The following is a 21,248-nucleotide window of genomic DNA, read 5'->3' on the forward strand; positions in this document are numbered from 1 at the left end:
CGGGCGGACGGGTCGTCTCACGATGCGATATCGCGAGGGTGGGATTCGGACGCTCGATAGACTGAACCGACCCGCAGTACACCGTCGTATATGCGGAAAGAACACAAACGGAGCGAGGAGCGCACGTGGGCCTTGTCGTGCAGAAGTACGGAGGCTCCTCCGTAGCCGATGCCGAGGGCATCAAGCGCGTCGCCAAGCGGATCGTGGAAGCCAAGAAGAACGGCCACCAGGTGGTCGCCGTGGTTTCCGCGATGGGCGACACGACGGACGAGCTGATCGATCTCGCCGAGCAGGTTTCCCCCATGCCTGCCGGGCGCGAGCTCGACATGCTGCTGACCGCCGGAGAGCGTATCTCCATGGCCCTGCTGGCCATGGCGATCAAGAACCTGGGGCACAGCGCCCAGTCGTTCACCGGCAGCCAGGCAGGTGTCATCACCGACTCGGTCCACAACAAAGCCCGGATCATCGACGTCACCCCGGGCCGGATCCGCGACTCGCTCGACGAGGGCAACATCGCCATCGTCGCCGGGTTCCAGGGTGTCAGCCAGGACACCAAGGACATCACCACGCTGGGGCGCGGTGGGTCCGACACGACGGCCGTCGCCCTCGCCGCCGCGCTCGACGCCGAGGTCTGCGAGATCTACACCGACGTCGACGGCGTGTTCACCGCCGACCCCCGTGTGGTGAAGAAGGCCCGGAAGATCGACTGGATCTCGTTCGAGGACATGCTCGAACTGGCCGCGTCCGGGTCCAAGGTGCTGCTCCACCGCTGTGTGGAGTACGCCCGCCGCTACAACATCCCGATCCACGTCCGCTCCAGCTTCAGTGGGCTGCAGGGCACGTGGGTCAGCAGTGAGCCGATTCAGCAAGGGGACAAGAAGGTGGAGCAGGCCATCATCTCCGGTGTCGCGCACGACACCTCCGAGGCCAAGATCACGGTCGTCGGCGTGCCGGACAAGCCGGGCGAGGCGGCGTCCATCTTCCGCACGATCGCCGACGCCGAGATCAACATCGACATGGTCGTGCAGAACGTGTCCGCCGCGGCCACCGGCCTGACGGACATCTCCTTCACGCTGCCGAAGACCGAGGGCCGCAAGGCCATCGACGCCCTGGAGAAGAACAAGGGCGGCATCGGCTTCGACTCGCTGCGCTACGACGACCAGATCGGCAAGATCTCCCTCGTCGGCGCCGGGATGAAGACCAACCCGGGCGTGACGGCCGACTTCTTCACGGCGCTGTCCGACGCCGGCGTGAACATCGAGCTGATCTCGACCTCCGAGATCCGCATCTCGGTCGTCACCCGCGCCGACGACGTGCCGGAGGCCGTCCGCGCCGTGCACACCGCCTTCGGGCTCGACTCCGACAGCGACGAGGCCGTCGTCTACGGCGGCACCGGCCGATGACCAGGCCGCAGAGGTGACGGCAGGGTCCGGGCCGACGCTGGCGGTCGTGGGAGCGACCGGGGCCGTCGGCACGGTCCTGCTCCAGATCCTGTCCCATCGGGCGGACATCTGGGGCGAGATCCGGCTGATCGCCTCCCCGCGCTCGGCTGGCCGCAAGCTGGCCGTGCGCGGCGAGCAGGTCGAGGTGCTGGCCCTGTCGGAGGACGCCTTCGACGGGGTCGACGTCGCCCTGTTCGACGTGCCCGACGAGGTCTCCGCGCACTGGGCGCCGGTCGCCGCCGCCAAGGGCGCCGTCGTCGTCGACAACTCCGCCGCCTTCCGGATGGACCCGGAGGTGCCCCTCGTCGTCCCCGAGGTGAACCCGCACACGGTCCGCATCCGGCCGCGCGGGATCGTCGCCAACCCCAACTGCACGACGCTGTCGATGATCGTCGCCCTGGGCGCGCTGCACGCCGAGTTCGGGCTGCGCGAGCTGGTGGTGTCGTCGTACCAGGCCGTCAGCGGTGCCGGGCGGGCCGGGATCGAGACCCTGCGCGAGCAGCTCGCCCTCGTCGCCGGCACGGAACTGGGCACCAGCCCCGGCGATGTGCGCCGCGCGGTCGGGGACCGGACGGGGCCGTTCCCGGAGCCGGTCGCGCTGAACGTCGTACCGTGGGCCGGGTCGCTGCGCGAGGACGGCTGGTCGTCGGAGGAGATGAAGGTGCGGGACGAGTCCCGCAAGATCCTCGGGCTGCCCCGGCTGCCCGTCGCCGTGACCTGCGTGCGCGTGCCGGTCGTCACCACGCACTCCCTGACGGTCCACGCCCGCTTCCAGGGCGAGGTCACCGTCGACGGGGCCCGCGAGATCCTCGCCACCGCGCCCGGTGTCGTCCTGTGCGACGACCCGGCCGCCGGGGAGTTCCCGACGCCCGCCGACGCGGTGGGCACCGACCCCACCTGGGTCGGCCGGGTGCGCCGGGCGCTGGACGATCCGACCGCGCTGGAGCTGTTCGTGTGCGGGGACAACCTGCGCAAGGGCGCCGCCCTGAACACCGCGCAGATCGCCGAGCTGATCGCGGCCGAGTGGCGCTGATCTCACGGTCCGGGCTCCTCGTCCGGCAAAAACGGTGGCCCCTGCACCGGTACTTTGTAGGATCTGTGTAAATCATGTGATCAGGGCGATCGTCCGGACCACTTGAGCCCCGCACCCGCGGCGGCCGAAGATTTTCCTCCCCGCTCCCCGCAACCGCGCGGAGAGCGGGGAGCGTCTTTGCGGTCGCCCTGTGCGGGCGCGGGACGCGTGTCACCAGGACGTGGGGACGGCCTGGCCGCGGGCGTGGGGACGCCCGTTCGTTCGGACATAGGGGAAGAGCGGGACTCATGGTCGGCGTAAACGTGACGCCCGGCACGTACAACCCTCACGGGGGGAAACGTGTCCAACTGGCGTGGCAGAGGTACTCGACTTCACTGTGGCTGCGCGGGGCGCGGCCCTGCGGCCCCCACGCGGCGGCCGCCGAACCCGCATGCCCGGCTCGCCCGGCGGCATGCCGGTGATCGCGCCCATGCCCGCAGCGCGGCCCGCCCGCATACCCGGTCAGCGCGACGGCGCCGAGGAGACCGTGGCGGCCGGCACCACCGTCGACCACCTCACCGAGACCTACCGCGCCCACTACCGGTCGCTGCTGGGTCTCGCCGCGCTCCTCCTCGACGACACCGCCTCCTGCGAGGACGTCGTCCAGGAGGCCTTCATCCGCGTCCACTCGGCGCGCAAGCGGGTCCGCGACCCGGAGAAGACCCTCGCCTACCTGCGGCAGACGGTCGTCAACCTCTCCCGCTCGGCACTGCGCCGCCGCATCCTCGGCCTGAAGCTGCTGTCCAAGCCGATGCCGGACATGGCCAGCGCGGAGGAGGGGGCGTACGACCAGCTGGAGCGCGACTCGCTCATCAAGGCGATGAAGGGCCTGCAGCGCCGCCAGCGCGAGGTGCTGGTGCTGCGCTACTTCGCGGACATGACCGAGGCGCAGGTCGCCGAGACGCTCGGCATCTCCCTCGGCTCGGTCAAGGCCTACGGCTCCCGCGGTATCGCCGCCCTGCGCATCGCCATGGAGGCCCGGACATGACCGACGTCCCGGGCGGCCCCGAGGCCCACGAGGCCGACGAGGCCCGTGAGGCCCACAAGGCCCGCGGCTCGCAGCAGCCGCACGCCGAACCATCGCACGAGAAGCAACCGCACGCTGGGAACGGAACTGTGAATCACGGCCTGGACGACCCGAGCCCCGAAGGGCTCGACTCGGACGAGCTGGCACTGCGCCGGATACTGCACCAGGCGGTCCAGGAGATCGAGCCGCGCGACGGCACCCTGGAACACCTGAAGCGGGCTGTCCCCGCGCGCCGGGCGCGCAAGCGCCAGGCAGCAGTCGGCATGGCCGCCGCGGCCCTGTTCATCGGTACGGCCATCCCCGCCCTGGTGCACGTCTCCAACGCCACCGGCTCCGACGCCAACCCCTCCATCGCCGGCAACAGCTCGCAGGCACAGGGCGGCACCGGCACCAGCAAGGGCCCCGACGGGCAGGAGACGTCCGCGGGCTCCGGCTCGGGCACCACCCCGGGCAAGGGCCAGGACGGCACCAAGGACCCCGGCAAGGACAAGGGCGCCGGCGCGGGCGGCACCGCCGACCCGGCGGCCACCAGCGCGGCGGGCGTCCCCGAATGCACCGCCGACCAGCTCGGCAGCGCCACAGCGAGCAGCGGCGGCCCCGACGCGGCCGGTGTCGTCTACGGCACCTTCCACGTGGTCAACGTCTCCGGCAGCACCTGCTCGGTCAGCGGCACCGGCAGCGTGAGCCCGCTCGCGCAGGGCGCCGCGGACCCGGCGAGGATCGCGCTCGCGGACCACTCCGCGGGCGACGCCGCCGCGGGCCTGCCCGACCCGGCGCTCTCCCTGTCCCAGGTGGTGCTCGCGCCGGGCTCCGCGTTCGACGTGCAGTTCGCCTGGGTGCCGTCGGAGACCTGCCCGACCGGCAGCGGCGGCACCGACAGCACGGGCGGCGACACCGGCGGCTCCACCAGCGGCGGCACCGGCGGCGAGACCGGCGGCAGCTCCTCTCCCTCGCCGGACCCCTCGCCCAGCCCGGAGGTCAGCAGCGACGGCAGCTCCGGCACGTCGACCGGCGGTGACACCGGCACGGCGACCCAGCTCGGCACCGGGGACGGCACGGCCGACGGCAGCGTCGTCGTCTCGTACACGCCGTCCGCGGGCTCACCGACGGTCTCCACGACCGTGCCGAACGCGTGCGCGGGGACGGTGTACCGGACGGGGCTGCTGGCGCAGTAGACCCGCCGCCCGGGCGGTGCCCGGGAGGTCAGACGCGGGCGGGCTCGTCCTCCGGGACGAGCCCGAGCGCCGCGTCCCGCTGGAACTCCACCTCGCGGCGCAGCAGCCGGAACCACATGAACACCACGAACCCGGCGAAGACGAACCACTCGCCGGTGTAGCCGAGGTTCTGGAAGGCCTTCAGGTCCAGCCCCGTGTCCGCCGTCCTGGCCGCGGGTACGGCGGTCATCCCGGCGTCGGCCCTGTCGAGGGTCACCCAGGCGTCGTACAGCTCGTCCGGCACCAGGTTGACCAGCGAGGCCGTGCTGATGGCCGCGGTCTGCCCGGCCGGGAGCCCGCCGCGGGCGCTGACGCCGTTGTCACCGGGGGTCTCGGAGGCCTGGAGCGTGCCCGTGACGGTGACCTCGCCGGACGGCGGGGCCGGGGCCTTCGCGGCGTCGGCGGCGCCGGGCAGCCAGCCGCGCACGACCGGGAGGGCCTTGCCGGCGTCGGTGCGCAGGAGGGTCAGGACGTAGAAGCCGCGGCGGCCGTCCAGCTCGCGGTCGGGCACGAGGAGCTGCTTGCCGTACCGGCCGGTCGCGGTGGTCTGCCGCCCGGCGGTCGCCTTGGTGACGGGCAGCAGCTCGGCCAGCGGGCGGGCCGCCTCGCGGCGGGCGGTGGTGGCCGCGGCCCTGGCGTCGCGGTGCTCGTCGACGCGCGCCTCGAACCGGCTCAGCTGCCAGGACCCCATGAAGACGCAGAAGGGGATGGCCAGCAGCACGAAGACGTTGATCCCCCACCAGCGGGGCGTCAGCAGAAACCGGTACACGCCCTCAACGGTACGGGGCGCGCGGCCGGGCGCGGGCGGCGGGGCTCGGGTCGGGAACGGGGACGACGGGAAGTTGTCCACAGGCTGGGGACCTGGGCGGACGATTGTCGGCCACAGCGGGCAGTATGGGGCCATGACTGAGAGCTACGGGTCTGCCACAGGGGACCGGGAAGCGGGCGGGGAGATGGCCGAGGACACGACGGAGCAGATGCCGGACTGGGAGAGGCGTTTCCGGGCACCCCGGGTCTCCCTGCCGGACTGGGCGCTGGACGCCCCGCACCGCGCCCTGTTCGTGTCGAACGCCACGGGGACGTACGAGCTGTACTCCTGGGACCGCGAGACCGGCGAGCAGCAGCAGGTGACCCACCGGCCGAACGGCACGACGGACGGCGTGCTCTCCCCGGACGGCGAGTGGATCTGGTGGTTCGACGACAAGGACGGCGACGAGTTCGGCGTGTGGCGCCGCCGCCCCTTCGCGGGCGGCGAGGACGAGCTGGCCACCCCGGGCCTCGACCCCTCCTACCCGGCGGGCCTGGCCCTCGGCCGCGACGGCCGCACGGCGGTGGTGGGCCGCTCCACGGACGAGGACGGTACGACGATCCACCTGGCCCGCACCGGTGAGCCGCCGCTGGAGATCTACCGGCACCGCGAGTCGGCGGGCGTCGGCGACCTCTCGCACGACGGCTCGCTGATCGCCATCGAGCACACCGAGCACGGCGACGCGATGCACTCGGCGCTGCGCGTGCTGCGCCCCGACGGCACGACCGTCGCCGAGCTGGACGACACCCAGGGCGGCACGAAGGAGCTGGGCCTGGAGGTGCTGGGCTTCGCACCGGTCGACGGCGACACCCGGCTGCTCGTCGGCCACCAGCGCCGGGGCCGCTGGGAGCCGATGGTGTGGGACGTGGCGACCGGGCGGGAGACCGACCTGGTGCTGGACCTGCCGGGCGACGTCAGCGCCGAGTGGTACCCGGACGGCAGCGCGCTGCTCGTGGTGCACGGCTTCGAGGCCCGCAGCGAGCTGTTCCGGTACGACCTGGGCAGCGGCGGGCTGGAGCGCATCCCCACCCCGCCGGGCACGGTGTCGGGGGCGACGGCCCGCCCGGACGGCACGGTGGAGTACCTGTGGTCGTCGGCGGCCGAGCCGCCCGCGGTCCGCTCCACGTCCGGCCGCGTGGTGCTCGACCCGCCCGGCATGCGCTGCCCGGGCTCGGTCCCGGTGGAGGACGTGTGGGTGGAGGGGCCCGGCGGCCGCATCCACGCCCTGGTCCAGAAGCCGGCCGGCGCGACCGGCCCGCTGCCCACCGTCTTCGACATCCACGGCGGCCCGACCTGGCACGACAGCGACTCCTTCGCGGCGGGCCCGGCGGCCTGGGTCGACCACGGGTACGCGGTGGTCCGCGTCAACTACCGCGGCTCCACGGGGTACGGCCGGGCGTGGACGGACGCGCTGAAGCACCGCGTCGGCCTGATCGAGCTGGAGGACGTCGCGGCCGTGCGGGAGTGGGCGATCGGCTCCGGCCTCGCCGACCCCGAGCGGCTGATCCTCACCGGCGCCTCCTGGGGCGGCTACCTCACCCTCCTCGGCCTCGGCACCCAGCCCGACGCGTGGGCGCTGGGCATCGCCGTCGTCCCGGTCGCCGACTACGTCACGGCGTACCACGACGAGATGGAGGCGCTGAAGGCCATGGACCGCACCCTGCTCGGCGGCACGCCCGAGGAGGTCCCGGAGCGGTTCGCGGCGTCCTCCCCGCTGACCTACGTCGACCGGGTCACGGCACCCGTCTACATCTCGGCCGGTGTGAACGACCCGCGCTGCCCGATCCGCCAGATCGAGAACTACGTGGCCCGCCTCAAGTCCCGCGACGCGGTCCACGAGGTGTACCGCTACGACGCGGGGCACGGCTCGCTGGTGGTCGACGAGCGGATCAAGCAGGTGAGGCTGGAGCTGGACTTCGCGGAGCGGCACCTGCCGAGAGCGCGCTAGCAGCCACTAGGAGCGGAGCGCCCGGGTGGGGGACAGCTCGGCCAGCCCCCGCCGGGTGGCCGCCAGCACCACCCGGTCCTCGCCCCGCAGCACGTACGCGTCGGACACCTCCCCGTCCACGCCGGCCGCGTCCACCGCCAGCACCCGCCACAGCCCCGGCTCGAAGGCCTGCGCCACCGTCTTGCCGGCCAGCTGCGGATGCCGCCCCACCTGGACCTCCGCGAACAGCAGCACCCGCCGTTCGACGGGGATCGCGCCCAGGATCTGCCGCCCGAGCATCGCCCCGGCGAAGGCCGGCGCGGCGAGGTGCGTCACGCTGCGGCTGCGGGTGAGGGCATGCGGGTGCGCGGCCCGCAGGGTGCGGTAGACGGCGGTCGCGAAGTCGTCGTCGTACAGCCGCAGCACGGCCCGCAGGCCGGGCCGCACGCCCCGGGCGTACAGCACGGCCTCCAGGTTGGTGGTGTCGGAGGAGGTCACGGCGAGCAGCGCATGCGCGCGGTGGATCTTCGCGGCCTCCAGGACGCCCTCCTGGGTGACGTCGCCGAGCACCACCGGCACCCGCAGCCGCCGCGCGGTGGCCAGGCCCCGGGCCTCCGGGTCGGACTCGACGCACACCACGGGGATGTTCAGCTCCCGCAGCCGGGTCAGGACGCGGGTGCCGATCTTGCCGAGGCCGAGCAGGACGACGTGCCCGCCGAGGCCGCGGGGCGGTTTGCGCAGGGCGGAGGCGGTGCGGAAGGTGCCCAGCGCCTCCAGGACGGCGGCGAGCAGCACGGGAAGGAGGAGCAACCCGACCAGTCCGGACAGCAGTTGCAGCACCTGCCGCCCGGTGGGGTCGCCCTTGGCGGGGTCGTTGATGGCGAACAGGTCCAGCAGGGTCAGATACAGCGCGCCGAGCGGGTGGATGCCGGTGACCACCGACAGCGCGACGGCGAGCGCGACGACGCAGCCCACCAGTCCGGCGAGCGACCAGCGCAGGCGGCGGGAGAAGAGCGAGGCGAAGGGCGGGACGACACCGCCGCTGCCCCGGCCGGCGGGCAGGGAGGGACCGGCGTAGGAGACCTGCTCCAGCACGACGGTGCCGCGTCCGCGCGCGGCCCGCACGCTCTCCGCGTCGGGCAGCAGCCGCGGTCCGTGTTCGCCGCTGTTCTCCGAACCGTCCGCGAAGGCGGGGTCGTTGCCGGTCGCGGAGAGCAGCGCGAGGGTGGCCAGGCCGGACGGGGCGGCCCGGCCGTCGGGGCGCGGCGGGTGTTCCACCGCCCGCAGCATCAGCCCCTCGGTCTGTACGACCTTGGTGGTGCCGGCGACGGCGGCCGCCGCGAGCGCGGGTGCGGCGGTGTCGGCGTCGGAGAGCACGGTGACGGAGGCGTCCGAGCCGTCCCCGTCCGTCCCTCCCGCGGTGGCCAGCCGGGCGGCCTGGTCGAGGAGTTCCTCGATGTGCTGGCCGAGCCGCCGGTTGTACAGGCGCAGCACGAGCCGCAGACGGGGGTTGAGGCGGCGGGCGGTGAGGGCGGCGCGGATGTTGGTCTCGTCGTCGTCGTACACCAGGGCCAGCGCGGCGGCCCGGTCCACGCCGGCCTCGGCGAGGACGGCCTCGGTGGGCTCGGCGGCCTCGACGAGCCGCTCGCCGCCCTGCGGTTCACCGCCGGTGCCGGTGCCGGTGCTCGTGCCGTTGCCCCGGTTGACGGCGGCCATGACCACCCGGTCGAGCAGCGCGGCGGACACCGCGCGGGCCCGCCCCACGACGGGTGGGCGCACGGTGCGCCGGCCGGGCGGCACGACGAGCGTCACCTGCTCGCCGTACACCCCGCGCAGTTCGGCGGCGAGCCGGTGCGCCAGCCCGTCGTCCCCGCACACCACCATGTGCGCGCCGGCATCACCGGCCGTGCCCTGACTCGGAACGCTCCCCACGAGGAAGGAGACTGCCCCAGAAACACGGGTGGTTCCAGCGCGACGGTGAACGGACCCGGTCGCGCGGCCGTACTGACGGGGAGGCAGACCACCGCCGCCCGCCTTTGGAGGTACCGCCCGTGGCCACCACGACCCGCACTCCGGGCCGGACCACCCCCGGCCCGCCGCCGGGCCCGGCGCCGGGCCGGACGTCGGGGCCGAGTTCGCCGCTGGTGCTGACCTTCGTGCTGCTGCTCGTGGCCGTCGGACAGGGGCCGATCCGGCGGGGGCTCGCGGCGCCGGTCATGCAGAGCTGGATGACGGTGTTCGTGGCGGTGGTGGTGCAGGCGCTGCCGTTCCTGGTGCTGGGGGTGCTGCTGTCGGCGGTGATCGCGGTGTGGGTGCCGGCGTCGTTCTTCGCGCGGGCGCTGCCCGGCCGGCCGGCGCTGGCGGTGCCGGTCGCCGGGGTGGCGGGGGCGGTGCTGCCGGGCTGTGAGTGCGCGTCGGTGCCGGTGGCGGGGGCGCTGGTGCGGCGCGGGGTGACGCCGGCGGCGGCGCTGGCGTTCCTGCTGTCCGCCCCGGCGATCAACCCGGTCGTGCTGACGGCGACGGCGGTGGCCTTCCCGCGCCGCCCGGAGATGGTCGCGGGCCGGCTGGTCGCCGGGCTGGTGGTGGCGTGCGCGATGGGCTGGCTGTGGCAGCGGCTGGGCCGGGCGGAGTGGCTGCGCCCGCCGCGGCACGCGGGGCACGGGGGCCGGACGAAGGGGGAGGCGTTCTGGGGGTCGGTGCGGCACGACGTGACGCACGCGGGCGGCTTCCTGGTGGTGGGCGCGGCGGCCGCGGCGACGCTGAAGGCGGTGGCCCCGCAGAGCTGGCTGCGGGCGGCGGCCGGCAACCCGGCGCTCGGGGTGCTCGCGCTGGCCGCGCTGGCGGTGCTGCTGTCGATCTGCTCGGAGGCGGACGCGTTCGTGGCGGCGTCGCTGACGGAGTTCTCGGCCACCGCGAAGCTGGCCTTCCTGGTGGTCGGCCCGATGGTGGACCTGAAGCTGTTCGCGCTGCAGGCGGGCACGTTCGGCCGGGCGTTCGCGGTGCGGTTCGCGCCGGTGACGCTCGTCCTGGCGGTCGTGGTGTCGGTGGCCGTCGGGGCGGTGCTGCTGTGAACCGCCACGCGCAGGCCGCCGTCCTGTTCCTGCTCGGCGCCGCCCTGCTGCACGCCGGCAGCACCGATCTGTATCTGCGGTACGTGAAGGCGGGGCTGCGGCCGCTGCTGCTGGCCGCGGGGATCGTGCTCGTCGCGGCGGCGCTGGCGACGCTGTGGTACGAGCGCCGGCGCCCGCCCGAGACCCACCCGCACCCCGAACCCCGTATCGCCTGGCTGCTGTTGCTGCCGTTGTTCGCGCTGGTCCTGGTCGCCCCGCCCGCGCTCGGCTCCTACAGCGCGAGCCGTACCGGTACGGCCCTGCAGCAGCCGTACGGCTATCCCGTGCTGCCCGCCGGTGACCCGCTGCGGATCGCGCTCGCCGACTACGCGGGGCGTGCCGTGTACGACGGGGGCCGTTCGCTCGCCGGGCGCCGTATCGCGATCACCGGGTTCGTCGCGCTGGACCGCTCGGGCACGCCCTACCTGGTCCGGATGGCGCTCAACTGCTGTGCCGCCGACGCCCAGCCGGTGAAGATCGCCCTGTCGGGGCGGATCCCGCCGGTGCTCCAGCCGGACGCCTGGCTGGAGGTGACGGGCCGTTACACCCCGGAGCGGACCAGGGACCCCGTCAACGGCGGCCCGGTGCCGTACTTCGAGGTGACGTCGGCCCGGCCGGTGCCGGTGCCGCGCGACCCGTACGACGAGACCTGGAACGGCTAGGGTCGGGCGGGAGCGAAGTCACCTGGCGCGTACGGGAGTACAGATGAGGATCTCGGTGGATCCCGAGCGGTGCTACGGCTCGGGCGACTGCGTCTACCGGGTGCCGGCCGTCTTCACGGTGGCCGACGGCTTCGGTGCCGTCCGGCCGGGCGGCGAGGCCGCCGCGGACGACCCGGACCTGCGGGACGCGCTGCGGGAGGCGGTCGAGGGCTGCCCCTCGCAGGCGATCAGCGTCACCGAGGAGAGGTCCGGCCGGCCCTGAGCCCGGCCAGCGCGTGGGCCCGCGCCACCACCACCGCCATCCGGGCCCGTCGCTCCGCCGGGTCGACGTGCGGGGCCTGGCCGGTGACCTGGCCGTCCCACTTGCGGTAGAGCAACCCGGTCTCGGCGGTGAACCAGCCGCGGCTGACCGCGTCGAGCGCCAGCAGCAGCCCGGTGTCCTCGGAGGCGGGCAGCGCCATCCAGCCGCCGAGGGCGAGCAGCAGCTCACGGCGGACGAACAGGGTGGCCGGGTGGACCTGGGCCCGGTGGTCGTGGGCGGTGAAGTGGGCGAGGACGGCGCCGCGTTCGAGCGGGCCCTCGTCCGGGTCGCCGGGGAAGCCGGCGGTGGAGCCGTCGGGCAGCAGGTCCAGCGCCCGGGAGGTCGCCCAGCCGAGGTCCGGACGCGCCTCCAGCGCGGCCAGGTCACGGGCGAGCGCACCCGGCGTGAGCTGGTCGTCGGCGTCGAGGATCTTCACGTACTCCCCGTCGGCATCGGCCAGGGCGAGCGTGCGGGCGACGCCGGGGCCGCCGGGCCGCCCCTGCCGGAAGACGATCCGCTCGTCGTCGGGGACGTGGGGGCGTACGGCGTCGGTGGTGCCGTCCTCGCGGATCACCCACCGCCACTCCCAGCCGTCGGGCAGCTCCTGCGCGGCCAGCGACCGGTGGGCCTCGGGCAGGAAGCGCGCCGAGGGGGCGTGGACAGCGGTGACGACGGTGATGCGCCGGGGCGCGGGAGCGCCCTCGTGGTGGTGGGGGGCCTGGGACACGCGGCTCAGGCTATGACACGCGGGCGGCGACGAAAGGACCCGACCGCTGGCGACGGGGGATGCACCAGCGATCGGGCTGCGGCCAAGGCTAACAGGGCCGACCGGACGGCGGGAGCCGCCCGCTGGAGAGCGGCTGAAGGGTGTGACACGGATCACGTGGACGGATGGGGGTCAGTCGTCGCAGGGCGGGTCGTAGGACAGCCGCGGCAGGTACTCGTGCCACTTCTGCGCGGTCAGCACGCCCCGCGTGCTCGCGCAGATGTGCCGGACGGCGGCGTCGACGTCCAGGTTCCACAGCCGGACCGTGCCGGTGCCGCTGGACACCCCGAGCATGTCGCCGCGCGGGCTGAACGCGAGGAAGTGGCCGGCCTTGGCGTTCGGGCTCATCGACTCGCCGAGCGGCGCGGCGTGGGCGGGGTCGGCGATGTCCCACAGCCGGACCGTGTTGTCGTTGCCGCCGCTGGCCAGGGTGCGGCCGTCGCGGCTCAGCGTGAGGGAGACGACCGCCTCCGTGTGCCCGGTCAGCGGCGCGCCCAGCGTGCGGGCACGGGCGGGGTCGGCGGTGTCCCACAGCCGGACCGTGTCGTCGTCGCTGCCGCTGGCGAGCGTACGGCCGTCGGGGGTGTAGACCAGCATGTTCACGGGCCCGGTGTGCCCGGTCAGGGTGCGCACCGCCCGCGGCCGGGCCGGGTCGCGCACGTCCCACAGCCGTACGGTGGCGTCCGCGCTGCCGCTGGCCAGGGTGCGGCCGTCCGGGCTGAACGCGAGGTCGTTGACGTACCCGCGGTGCCCGGCCAGCGGCGCGCCGAGGGCGCGGGGCCGGGCCGGGGCGGAGACGTCCCACAGGCGGATCGTGCGGTCGGTGTACGCCGTCGCGAGGACGCGGCCGTCGGGGCTGTACGCCTGCGCGAACGCGAACCGGGTGCGCAGCTCCAGCGGCGGCCCGAGGGCCGTCGGCCGGGCCGGGTCGGACACGTCCCACAGGTACACCCGGTGGGTGTCGGTGAGGACGGACAGGGTGCGGCCGTCGGGGGAGAACAGTAGCGCGCGGTCGCCGCCGTCCGCTGGCATGAACGGTTCGCCCACCGGCACGGGCCGGCCGGGCCGCTCGACGTTCCACAGCCGGACCCGGCCGTCGCGGGCGGCCGTGGCCAGCAGCCGCCCGTCCGGGCGGAAGCCGCCGCTGCGGCCGATCATGTCCGCCGTCGGCACCGACCACAGCCGCACCTTGCTGTCGCCGCTGCCGGTGGCCAGGGTGCGCCCGTCCGGGCTGAAGCCGAGCGCGTACATCTCGCCGCTGCCGCCCGCCAGGGGTTCGCCGATCTGCGCCGGGTGCGCCGGGTCCACGACGGTCCACAGGCTCGCGGTGCTGTCGGCGCTGGCGGCGGCGAGCAGCTCGCCGTCCGGGCTGAACGCCACCGACCAGACGGGCCCGGTGTGCCCGGTGAGCGGCCCGCCGAGCGCCCGGGCGCGGGCGGGGTCGGCGGTGTTCCACAGCCGTACGGTGTCGTCGGCGCCGCCGGTGGCCAGGGCGCGCCCGTCGGGGCTGAACGCGACCGAGTGCACGGTGCCGCTGTGCCCGGCGAGCGTGGTCAGCTCCCGCGGCTTGGCTAAATCGGCCACGTCCCACAGGCGTACGGCGCCGTCGTCGCCGCCGGTTGCCACCGTACGGCCGTCCGGGCCGAAGGCGACCGAGCGCACCGCGGCGTCATGACCGGTCAGCGCGGCCAGCGCGCGCGGCCGGGCCGGGTCGGCCACGTCCCACAGGCGGACGGTGCGGTCCTCCCCGGCGGAGGCGAGCACCCGCCCGTCCCGGCTGAACGCGATCAGGTAGATCGTGCCCTCGTGCCCGTCCAGCGGCGTGCCGAGCGGGCGGGGGTGGGCCGGGTCGGTGACGTCCCAGCGGCGGATCGTGCCGTCGTCGCCGGCGCTGGCCAGGGTGCGGCCGTCGGGGCTGAACACGGCACTGCTCACCCAGCTGCCGTGGCCGGTCAGCGGCCCGCCCAGCGGTTCGGGGCGCGTGGGATCGGCGACGTTCCACAGGCGGACCGTCCGGTCGTAGCTGGCGGTGGCCAGCAGCTTGCCGTCGGGGGAGAAGGAGGTCAGGTACACGGCGCCGGTGTGCCCGAGCAGCGGGGTGGCCAGCGGCGCGTTCACGATCGACAGCAGCCGGTTGCCGGTGTCCTGGTCGTGCGGGCGCAGCCGGTGCGCCACCAGGTCCAGCTGGGCCGACAGCGACGGATCGGTGTCCTGCACCCGGTCGGCCTCGGCCAGCACCTGCGCGAACACCGCGTCGTCGCGCTGCTGCCAGGCGACCACCGCGGCGCCCGCCGCCACGACGGCCAGCACCACCAGCGCCGCCACGGCCGCCCGGCCGAGCCACAGGTTCCGCCGCCGCAGCCGCACCGACGCCGCCAGGAACTCCACCGCGCTGCGGGTGAGGAAGGTGTCGCCCGCCGACCGCGCCCAGCCGTGCGCCTGCTCCAGCCGCGACCCCCGGTACAGCAGCGACGGGTCGCGGTCGGAGTCCTCCCAGGCCCGGCCGTCCTCCTCCAGCCGCTGCCGCAGCAGGTTGCCGCCGCGGTCCTCGTCGATCCAGTTCCGCAGCCGGGGCCAGGCGGTGAGCAGCGCCTCGTGGGTGATCTCCACGGTGTCCGCGTCCAGCGTCACCAGCCGGGCGCGCACCAGCGCCTCCAGCGACTCCTCCGTCTTGCCCGGGTCCGCGGACTCCTCCGCCAGCTGCCGCCGCGTCCCGCGCCGCCGCGTGGCCTGCGTGTCCTCACCGATCCGGACCAGCCTCAGCAGCAGTACACGGGCCGCCGTCCGGGCCGCCGGGTCCAGCCCCGACCAGGCCCGCTCGGCGGTCGCCGCGACCGCGCCCTGGATACCGCCCGCCGCCCGGTACCCGGCCAGCGACAGCCGGCCGCCCTTGCGGCGCTGCCAGGTCGCGAGCAGCGCGTGCGACAGCAGCGGCAGCACACCCGCGTCGTGCGCGCCGCGCGGGCCGTCGGCGCTGACCTCGCGCACGATCAGCTCCGCCAGACCGGGCTCCAGCTCCAGACCGACCGCCTTGGCCGGACCGGTCACGGCCTCCCGCAGCTCGGCGGTGGTCAGCGGACCGAGCACCATGTGCCGGTGCTGCAGGGCGTCGGCCAGCTCGGGGTGGACCAGGCACTGCTCGTAGAAGTCGGCGCGGATGCCCAGCACGACGAGGACGGGGGCGCGCTCACCGGGCCGCGCGGGCGTGCAGGCGGCCTGGAGGACCTGCACGAAGGCACGCCGGTCGGCCTCGCGCGGGCAGAGGGTGAACGTCTCCTCGAACTGGTCGACGATCAGGACGGGCCGTGCGGTGGGGGAGGCGCCGATGCGGGCGGACCAGGCGGAGAGGGCGGAGTGGAGGGAGGGGGTCGTGGGGGCGGCCGGGGTGGTGGCCGACCTGTCTTTGGGAGGCGCGGACTTGGGAGGCGTGTCGGTGGGGGGCCTGTCCGTGGGGGGCGGGACGGTGGAGGTGCCGGGCGGCGGGGCCGCCGTGGCGGGGCCGCGGTCGGGGGCGGCGCCCGGGTCGGCCTCCCGGTCGGCGTCGGGACCGGCGTCGGCGTCGGCGTCGGTGTCGGGGCGGCGGTCAGGGATGACCGCGGCCAGCTCCGGTATACGGCGGGTCAGCTCGGCCAGCGGGTCGGCGCCCGGCACGAGCTGGACGACCTCACGGGCCTCGTCGGCGCTCTGCAGCGCGGGCACGAGACCCGCGTGGAGCAGCGAGGACTTCCCGGCACCCGACGCGCCGACGAGCATGACCAGCCCGCCGGTCTCCTCCGCGGCGGCGAGCTGGGCGACCAGGGCCTCCGTGCTGCGCTCGCGCCCGAAGAACCAGCGGGCGTCCTCCCGCCGGTAGGAGGCGAGCCCCCGGTACGGGCAGACCCCGCTCGGCACCTCCGCCGGCGGCCCGATGTCACCGGCCACCGCCTCCGGCCGCTCCCCGGCGGGGTCGGCGACGGCCAGCTCCCACAGCCGCTGCCAGTGCGCGAGGTCGTACAGCCCCGGCGAGACCGGCACCGGCCGCTCCCGGCGGGCCTCCGGGATCAGGATCTGCAGGACCGCGGCGAGGGCCGCGAACTGGGCCGGCACGTTCTTCGCGCGCCGCCAGTCGCTGATCCGCTGGGCCGACACCCGTACGGGCCGGCCGCGCTCGTCGACCCGCTGCAACCGGCCCACGGCTTCGGACACCCGTTTGAGGGGAGGATTGCCGGCCTCCCGGTACAGCAGGGCGAGCCGCTCCGCGAAGGCTGTGCGTGCCCCTGAGCCGGAACCCGAGGTCTGCAACTCCTCACCTCCACGCGTGCCTGCCTGTCGGGACCGGACACGGACCGGACACCCTGACCGGACATCCGGACCGGAAAACTCACTTTATACGCCTGACCTGCGGTGAAGGCCTTCATGGCGGAACCGGAACCTCCTCGCCGCGAGGCTCACCTGGCAGGATCCAGACACAGCGGCGAGCCCGCCGCGGCGCGTCGGCGCAGGCTGACGGCACCACGCTCGGTGAGGCGGTGGCACGGTTTCCGTCACCGGACCGGCCTTCTTCCGATCCCTGCCCGCTCGGGCGGAATCGACGCCGCCCCACGATTTCGGCACCGGTCCCCACGAGGGGAGGGACCGGTGCCGACGTGTTCCCACCCGGTCCCCGGGTCGGTCGGCCGGCTCGGCCGGCTCGGGCGGCTCGGGCGGCTCGGTCAGCGGGTCAGCTCGCGCAGGGCCTCGCCCAGGGCGGCGACGCCCTCGGCGATGACCCCGGGCGGGCTGCCCGCGTAGCCGAGGACGAGACCCGGGCGGCCGGGCACCTGGCGGTGCCAGGACAGCGGATGGCACTTCACGCCCCGGGCGAGCGCGGCGGCGGCGAGATCGGTGTCGGGTACGTCCGCGTCGTACGTCACCGTCAGGTGCAGCCCGGCCGAGGCGCCGTGCACGACCGCGCCCGGCAGGTGCGCGGCCAGAGCCGTGATCATCGCGTCGCGGCGGCCGCGGTGCCGGCGGCGCACGGTCCGCAGGTGCCGCTCCAGCTCGCCGGAGTCCATCAGGCGGGCCAGCACCAGCTGCGGCAGGACGGCGTTGCCGAGGTCGGCGAAGCGCTTGGCGTCGGTCAGCGGGACGCGGTGGCGGGGCGGCGGGACCATCCAGCCGATCCGCAGCGCCGGGGCGAGCAGCTTGGACACGCTGCCCAGGTAGCAGACCTGGTCGGCGAGCAGACCGCGCAGGGCGGGGACGGGCGGACGGTCGTATCGGTGCTCGGCGTCGTAGTCGTCCTCCAGGATCAGCCCGCCCTCCCGCGCCCAGGCCAGCAGCTCCCGGCGGCGCTCCCCGCTCGTCACCACGCCGGTGGGGAACTGGTGGGCTGGCGTGAGCAGCACCGCGCGGGCGCCGGTGGCGCGCAGGGCGTCCACCCGGACGCCGTCCTCGTCGACCGGCACGGCCGGGGTGGCCAGGCCGCCCGCCTGGAGGTGCTGCCGGGAGCCCAGCGAGCCGGGGTCCTCCACGGCGACCGCGTCCAGGCCCTCAGCGCGCAGCACCGGGTGGAGCAGGGTGAGCGCCTGGGCCGTGCCCGACACGATCAGCACCTCGTCCGGGGCGACGCGGACACCCCGGTTGCGCGCCACCCAGCCGGCGACGGCCCTGCGCAGCGCGGGCGCGCCACGGGGGTCGCCGTACCCGAGGTGCTCCGCCGACAGCCCCCCGAGCACCGCCCGCTCGGCCCGCAGCCAGGCCGCCCGCGGGAAGGCGGCGAGATCGGGCCGGCCCGGGGTGAAGTCGGCGGTGGCGGGGGTGGCGCGGAGGGCGTCGAAGACGGCGGGGGTGGGGGCGGAGGAGAAGGGGGTGGGGGTGGTTGTCGGGGGTGCGGGGGAGGGCGGGGGCGCGAAGTGGGCGGCTCGGGTGGCTTCGGCGGGCCAGGCGGCCTGGGCGGGCCGGGGGAGGTCGGTCAGGGGACGGCCGTCGTGGGGGTCGTCGGTGAGCGGGGCCGGGGGCTCCTGCCGGGCCGGAGGCAGGACGGCTTTCCGGGCCCTCTCCGTCGGCGCGGGGGAGGGCAGGGGCCGAGCGGCCGGCCCCGTCGCTGTGAAGGGCGCCGCGACCACCACCGTGCCGCCGCGCCGGCGGCCCTCCACCTGGCCGTCCTCCGCCAGGCGGCGGTACGCCTCCGTGACCACCCCGCGGGACAGCCGCAGCTCGGCCGCGAGGATCCGCGTGGGCGGGAGTCTGCTGCCCACGGCCACCCGGCCGTCGGCGATGGCCTGCCGCAGCCGCGCGGCCAGCCAGTCCGCCTTGCCGTCGTCCGGCACGTCCCGGATGTCGAGCTGGAGGAAGTCGGAGCCGTGGCCGACGGGTTCCGGGCGGCCTTCCGCGCTCTGCTGGGTGCTGCGGGTGCTCATGACGACCATGGTGCGCCGTGTCCTCGGGGGCCGGGGGTCAGTCCCCGAAGCCGAACTCCGGCGCCGAGGGGCCGAGTACGGCCGAGGAGACCGGGTCCGCCCCGTGCGCGGCCAGTTCCTCGGCGAGCGTCTTGACCAGCTCCGGCATGATCTCGGCGCCGCCCTCGTGCTGGGCCTCGGCCACCACGAGGACACGGCGGGTGTCCGGGCCGACCGCCGAGTACCCGCTCTGCCGGTGCGTCCAGCGCCGGGCGTGGGCGCGCCCCGCCGAGTCGACGAAGGTCACCTCGCCGGGCGCGGGGTGCTCGCTCCCGCCGCCGAAGGGCGTGTACAGCTCGTCGCCGCGCGCGGGGCGCACCTCCAGCAGGGGACCGGTGACGCGGTCGGCGTCCAGCGCCGCGACCGGGACGGCGTACGCGACCGAGACCGCGTTGCACAGGTCGACCACCGGATGGATGCGGGGCAGCGCGCCCTCCTTGCGCAGCCGCCGCAGCAGCGACTCGGCGGCGCAGCGGTACTGCGTCGGCTTCAGCCCCATCCGGGAGAACGTCCGCCGCCACGCCACCACCTCGGGGAACTCGCCCTCCCCGGCCGTCGCGAGCCGGGCCCGCGCCCGGTCGGTGTACACGGCGACCCGCGCCCCGACGTCGGCGGTCGCGGGCACGCCGGTGGCGTACAGGGCGCCCGCGGTGAGACCGGGATGACTGGGCCAGATGTCGTCGGCGTGCCGGAAGGTGACGCGCAAGGGGGCCTCCAAAGGGTCGGGGCAGGGCCGTGGGATCTCCCACCCTGCCCGGTCCATGGCCCACTGCACAGAGCCAAACCCGACCCGTCCGACAGGTCCATAACCCGGTCGGCTCAGGGCGTCAGCGGCCCCGTCGTGGTCGTCAGTGGATGCGGTTGCGTTGTCGCTCGGCACGAGCAGCGGCAACCCAGGCCGGTGACCGGCGCACCCTCAGATGCCGTACGAGCTGGGCGACGATGTACGCCACCACCGCCGACACGACGATCAGCGGCATCTGGTCGGCCGCGTCCTTGCCCATCAGCAGCACCGCGAGGACGGAACTGGTCACCGGCAGCCCGGTCACCGTGACCGTCGCCGCCGCGACGCCCAGCGCCAGCGCGGGCGTCGTCCCCAGGCCGGGCAGCCCCGAACAGGCCACGCCCAGCGCCGCGCCGAGCAGCACGGCAGGAAAGATCGGGCCGCCGCGCAGCGCGCCGAGGCAGAGGCCCCAGGCCAGCCCCTTGCACACGACGAGCGCGAGCAGGGTGGCCACGGACTCGGCGTGCGGGTGCGCGGCGAGGTCGCCGAGCGCGACCTGCCCCGAGAGCGCGGCGTTCTCCGGCGAACGCCCGGTGAGCAGGGCGTACGCCGTCAGGCACACGCCGGCCCCGAATGCGCAGGCGACGGTACGCCGAGCCGTGTGCCGCCCCGTCCAGGTGGCCGTGGCCCGGCCGAGCCCGTGCACCAGCGAGACGACGACCGCGATCAGGGCCGCGAGCGGCACGCCCCACAGGAAGTCACCGGCGTCCGGATTGACGTCCGGCGGCACCTCCGGCAGCCGCAGCCCACCGATGGACAGCCCCGTCCACTGCCCGAACCCGGTGAACACCAGCGCCCCGGTGGCGGAGGCCAGCAGGGCGGGCAGGAGCAGGACGACCAGCTGCGGCCCGGCGATCCCGGCCGCCTCGACGACCATGAGCGCCGCGACGATCGGCCCGCCGAGGATGGTCGAGATCGCGGCGGTGGACCCGGCGGTGGCAAGAACGACGGCAGACCGCGACCCACCGCCACCGCCATCGCCCTCGACCCCGCCCCCGGCCCCGGCCCCGGCCCCGGCCCCGCTCCCGGCGGTCCCGGCCCCGCTCCCGGCCCCGGCCCCGCTCCCGGCGGTCCCGGCCCCGGTCCCGGTCCCGCCCCCGGTCCCGCCGGGACGGCGACCGTCCTCCCCGGCGGCGCCACCGCCACCCCCGCCGCCGCCGTCCCTCTCCCGCACCGCCCGCACCGCGAGCAGCGCCAGCCCGCTTCCCACCGCCATCAGCGGCGCCTCCGGGCCGAGGACCACACCGAGCGGCAGGGTGGCGAGCGCCGCGAGGACCACGCCGGGCAGCGCGTCGGGGCCGAGCGGCGGGCCGCCCAGGCCGTTCACCGGCAGATGTCCGCCGCGCCCCGGCATCCGGGTGACGATCGGCGCCAGGATCAGCCCGGCCAGCAGCAGCGCGGGCAGCGGCCACCACCAGGGGGCACGGTCGTAGCCGGCGGCCTCGGGCAGCGACTCCCACACCCAGTGCTGGAGTTCATGCTGGAACCCGACGAAGAGGAACGCCGCGAGCGCGATCGGCACCCCGAGCAGCACGCACAGCAGAAGCAGCCGCAGGTACCCGCGGCTCAGCAGCGTCTGCCGCAGTGTGTCCTCAGGGGACCGGGCCGGCGCGGGAGCCGCGTTGACGTCCATGCCGCCTCAGTAAACGGCAGACCCGCACACCCCGCATGTCAGCCGGACGCCGTCCGCACGGCCCCCGGCGCACTCCCTGAAGC

General features: G+C 75.3%; 15 protein-coding genes. 8 read left to right on the forward strand and 7 right to left on the reverse strand.

Going from position 1 to position 21,248, the window contains the following annotated elements; genetic code table 11:
• Window positions 1-125 precede the first annotated feature (125 nt).
• The 4 genes from IE308_RS25665 (at window position 126) to IE308_RS25680 (ending at window position 4,716) form a co-directional block, all read left to right on the forward strand.
• Entirely contained in the window at window positions 126-1,403 is a 1,278-nt protein-coding gene (locus IE308_RS25665) for an aspartate kinase (RefSeq protein ID WP_110629466.1), read from the forward strand.
• 13 nt (window positions 1,404-1,416) lie between these two features.
• Complete coding sequence (locus IE308_RS25670; protein ID WP_110629467.1) at window positions 1,417-2,475, forward strand: aspartate-semialdehyde dehydrogenase; 1,059 nt, start codon at window positions 1,417-1,419, stop codon at window positions 2,473-2,475.
• Window positions 2,476-2,827: 352 nt separating this feature from the next.
• The gene (locus IE308_RS25675; protein WP_190219710.1) at window positions 2,828-3,502 is read left to right on the forward strand and encodes a SigE family RNA polymerase sigma factor; all 675 of its coding nucleotides are present in this window, start codon (window positions 2,828-2,830) and stop codon (window positions 3,500-3,502) included.
• Window positions 3,499-4,716 (forward strand): hypothetical protein, encoded by a 1,218-nt coding sequence (locus IE308_RS25680; protein WP_229909058.1) that lies wholly within the window; start codon window positions 3,499-3,501, stop codon window positions 4,714-4,716. The genes IE308_RS25675 and IE308_RS25680 overlap by 4 nt, the downstream gene beginning before the upstream one ends.
• Before the next feature lie 28 nt (window positions 4,717-4,744).
• Here IE308_RS25680 and IE308_RS25685 read toward each other — a convergent pair whose 3' ends face one another.
• Window positions 4,745-5,524: an SURF1 family protein gene (locus IE308_RS25685; protein WP_190219711.1), complete on the reverse strand. Its 780-nt coding sequence runs from the start codon at window positions 5,522-5,524 to the stop codon at window positions 4,745-4,747.
• A gap of 133 nt (window positions 5,525-5,657) precedes the next feature.
• Here IE308_RS25685 and IE308_RS25690 point away from each other — a divergent pair, with 133 nt between their 5' ends.
• Complete coding sequence (locus tag IE308_RS25690; protein WP_190219712.1) at window positions 5,658-7,511, forward strand: S9 family peptidase; 1,854 nt, start codon at window positions 5,658-5,660, stop codon at window positions 7,509-7,511.
• 6 nt (window positions 7,512-7,517) lie between these two features.
• On the opposite strand, the gene IE308_RS25695 is transcribed toward IE308_RS25690, so the two are convergent.
• On the reverse strand, window positions 7,518-9,374 hold the full coding sequence (locus IE308_RS25695; RefSeq protein ID WP_190219856.1) for an NAD-binding protein: 1,857 nt from the start codon (window positions 9,372-9,374) through the stop codon (window positions 7,518-7,520).
• Window positions 9,375-9,541: 167 nt separating this feature from the next.
• Here IE308_RS25695 and IE308_RS25700 point away from each other — a divergent pair, with 167 nt between their 5' ends.
• From IE308_RS25700 to IE308_RS25710, 3 genes are read left to right on the forward strand one after another with little or no spacing between them, the layout of a single operon-like run.
• Complete coding sequence (locus IE308_RS25700; protein ID WP_190219713.1) at window positions 9,542-10,561, forward strand: permease; 1,020 nt, start codon at window positions 9,542-9,544, stop codon at window positions 10,559-10,561.
• A complete protein-coding gene (locus IE308_RS25705) occupies window positions 10,558-11,262 on the forward strand; it encodes a TIGR03943 family putative permease subunit (RefSeq protein ID WP_190219714.1) in 705 nt (234 codons plus the stop codon). The genes IE308_RS25700 and IE308_RS25705 overlap by 4 nt, the downstream gene beginning before the upstream one ends.
• Before the next feature lie 43 nt (window positions 11,263-11,305).
• Window positions 11,306-11,524 carry a ferredoxin gene (locus IE308_RS25710; RefSeq protein ID WP_190219715.1) on the forward strand — a complete coding sequence of 73 codons (219 nt, stop codon included), beginning with the start codon at window positions 11,306-11,308 and terminating at the stop codon, window positions 11,522-11,524.
• Here IE308_RS25710 and IE308_RS25715 read toward each other — a convergent pair.
• The 5 genes from IE308_RS25715 to IE308_RS37050 form a co-directional block, all read right to left on the reverse strand.
• The gene (locus tag IE308_RS25715; RefSeq protein WP_190219716.1) at window positions 11,496-12,290 is read right to left on the reverse strand and encodes a glycosyltransferase family 2 protein; all 795 of its coding nucleotides are present in this window, start codon (window positions 12,288-12,290) and stop codon (window positions 11,496-11,498) included. The two genes, IE308_RS25710 and IE308_RS25715, sit on opposite strands and share 29 nt — an antisense overlap.
• 171 nt (window positions 12,291-12,461) lie before the next feature.
• Window positions 12,462-16,610 (reverse strand): WD40 repeat domain-containing protein, encoded by a 4,149-nt coding sequence (locus IE308_RS25720; protein ID WP_190219717.1) that lies wholly within the window; start codon window positions 16,608-16,610, stop codon window positions 12,462-12,464.
• A 410-nt stretch (window positions 16,611-17,020) separates the two neighbouring features.
• Complete coding sequence (locus IE308_RS25725; RefSeq protein ID WP_190219718.1) at window positions 17,021-18,709, reverse strand: aminotransferase-like domain-containing protein; 1,689 nt, start codon at window positions 18,707-18,709, stop codon at window positions 17,021-17,023.
• Between the two features lie 37 nt (window positions 18,710-18,746).
• Window positions 18,747-19,454 carry a B3/B4 domain-containing protein gene (locus tag IE308_RS25730; RefSeq protein ID WP_229909060.1) on the reverse strand — a complete coding sequence of 236 codons (708 nt, stop codon included), beginning with the start codon at window positions 19,452-19,454 and terminating at the stop codon, window positions 18,747-18,749.
• Window positions 19,455-19,596: 142 nt separating this feature from the next.
• Window positions 19,597-21,165 carry a voltage-gated chloride channel family protein gene (locus tag IE308_RS37050; protein ID WP_229909080.1) on the reverse strand — a complete coding sequence of 523 codons (1,569 nt, stop codon included), beginning with the start codon at window positions 21,163-21,165 and terminating at the stop codon, window positions 19,597-19,599.
• Window positions 21,166-21,248: the final 83 nt, after the last annotated feature.

This window comes from Streptomyces griseosporeus (assembly GCF_014656055.1).
Lineage (GTDB): Bacteria > Actinomycetota > Actinomycetes > Streptomycetales > Streptomycetaceae > Streptomyces > Streptomyces griseosporeus.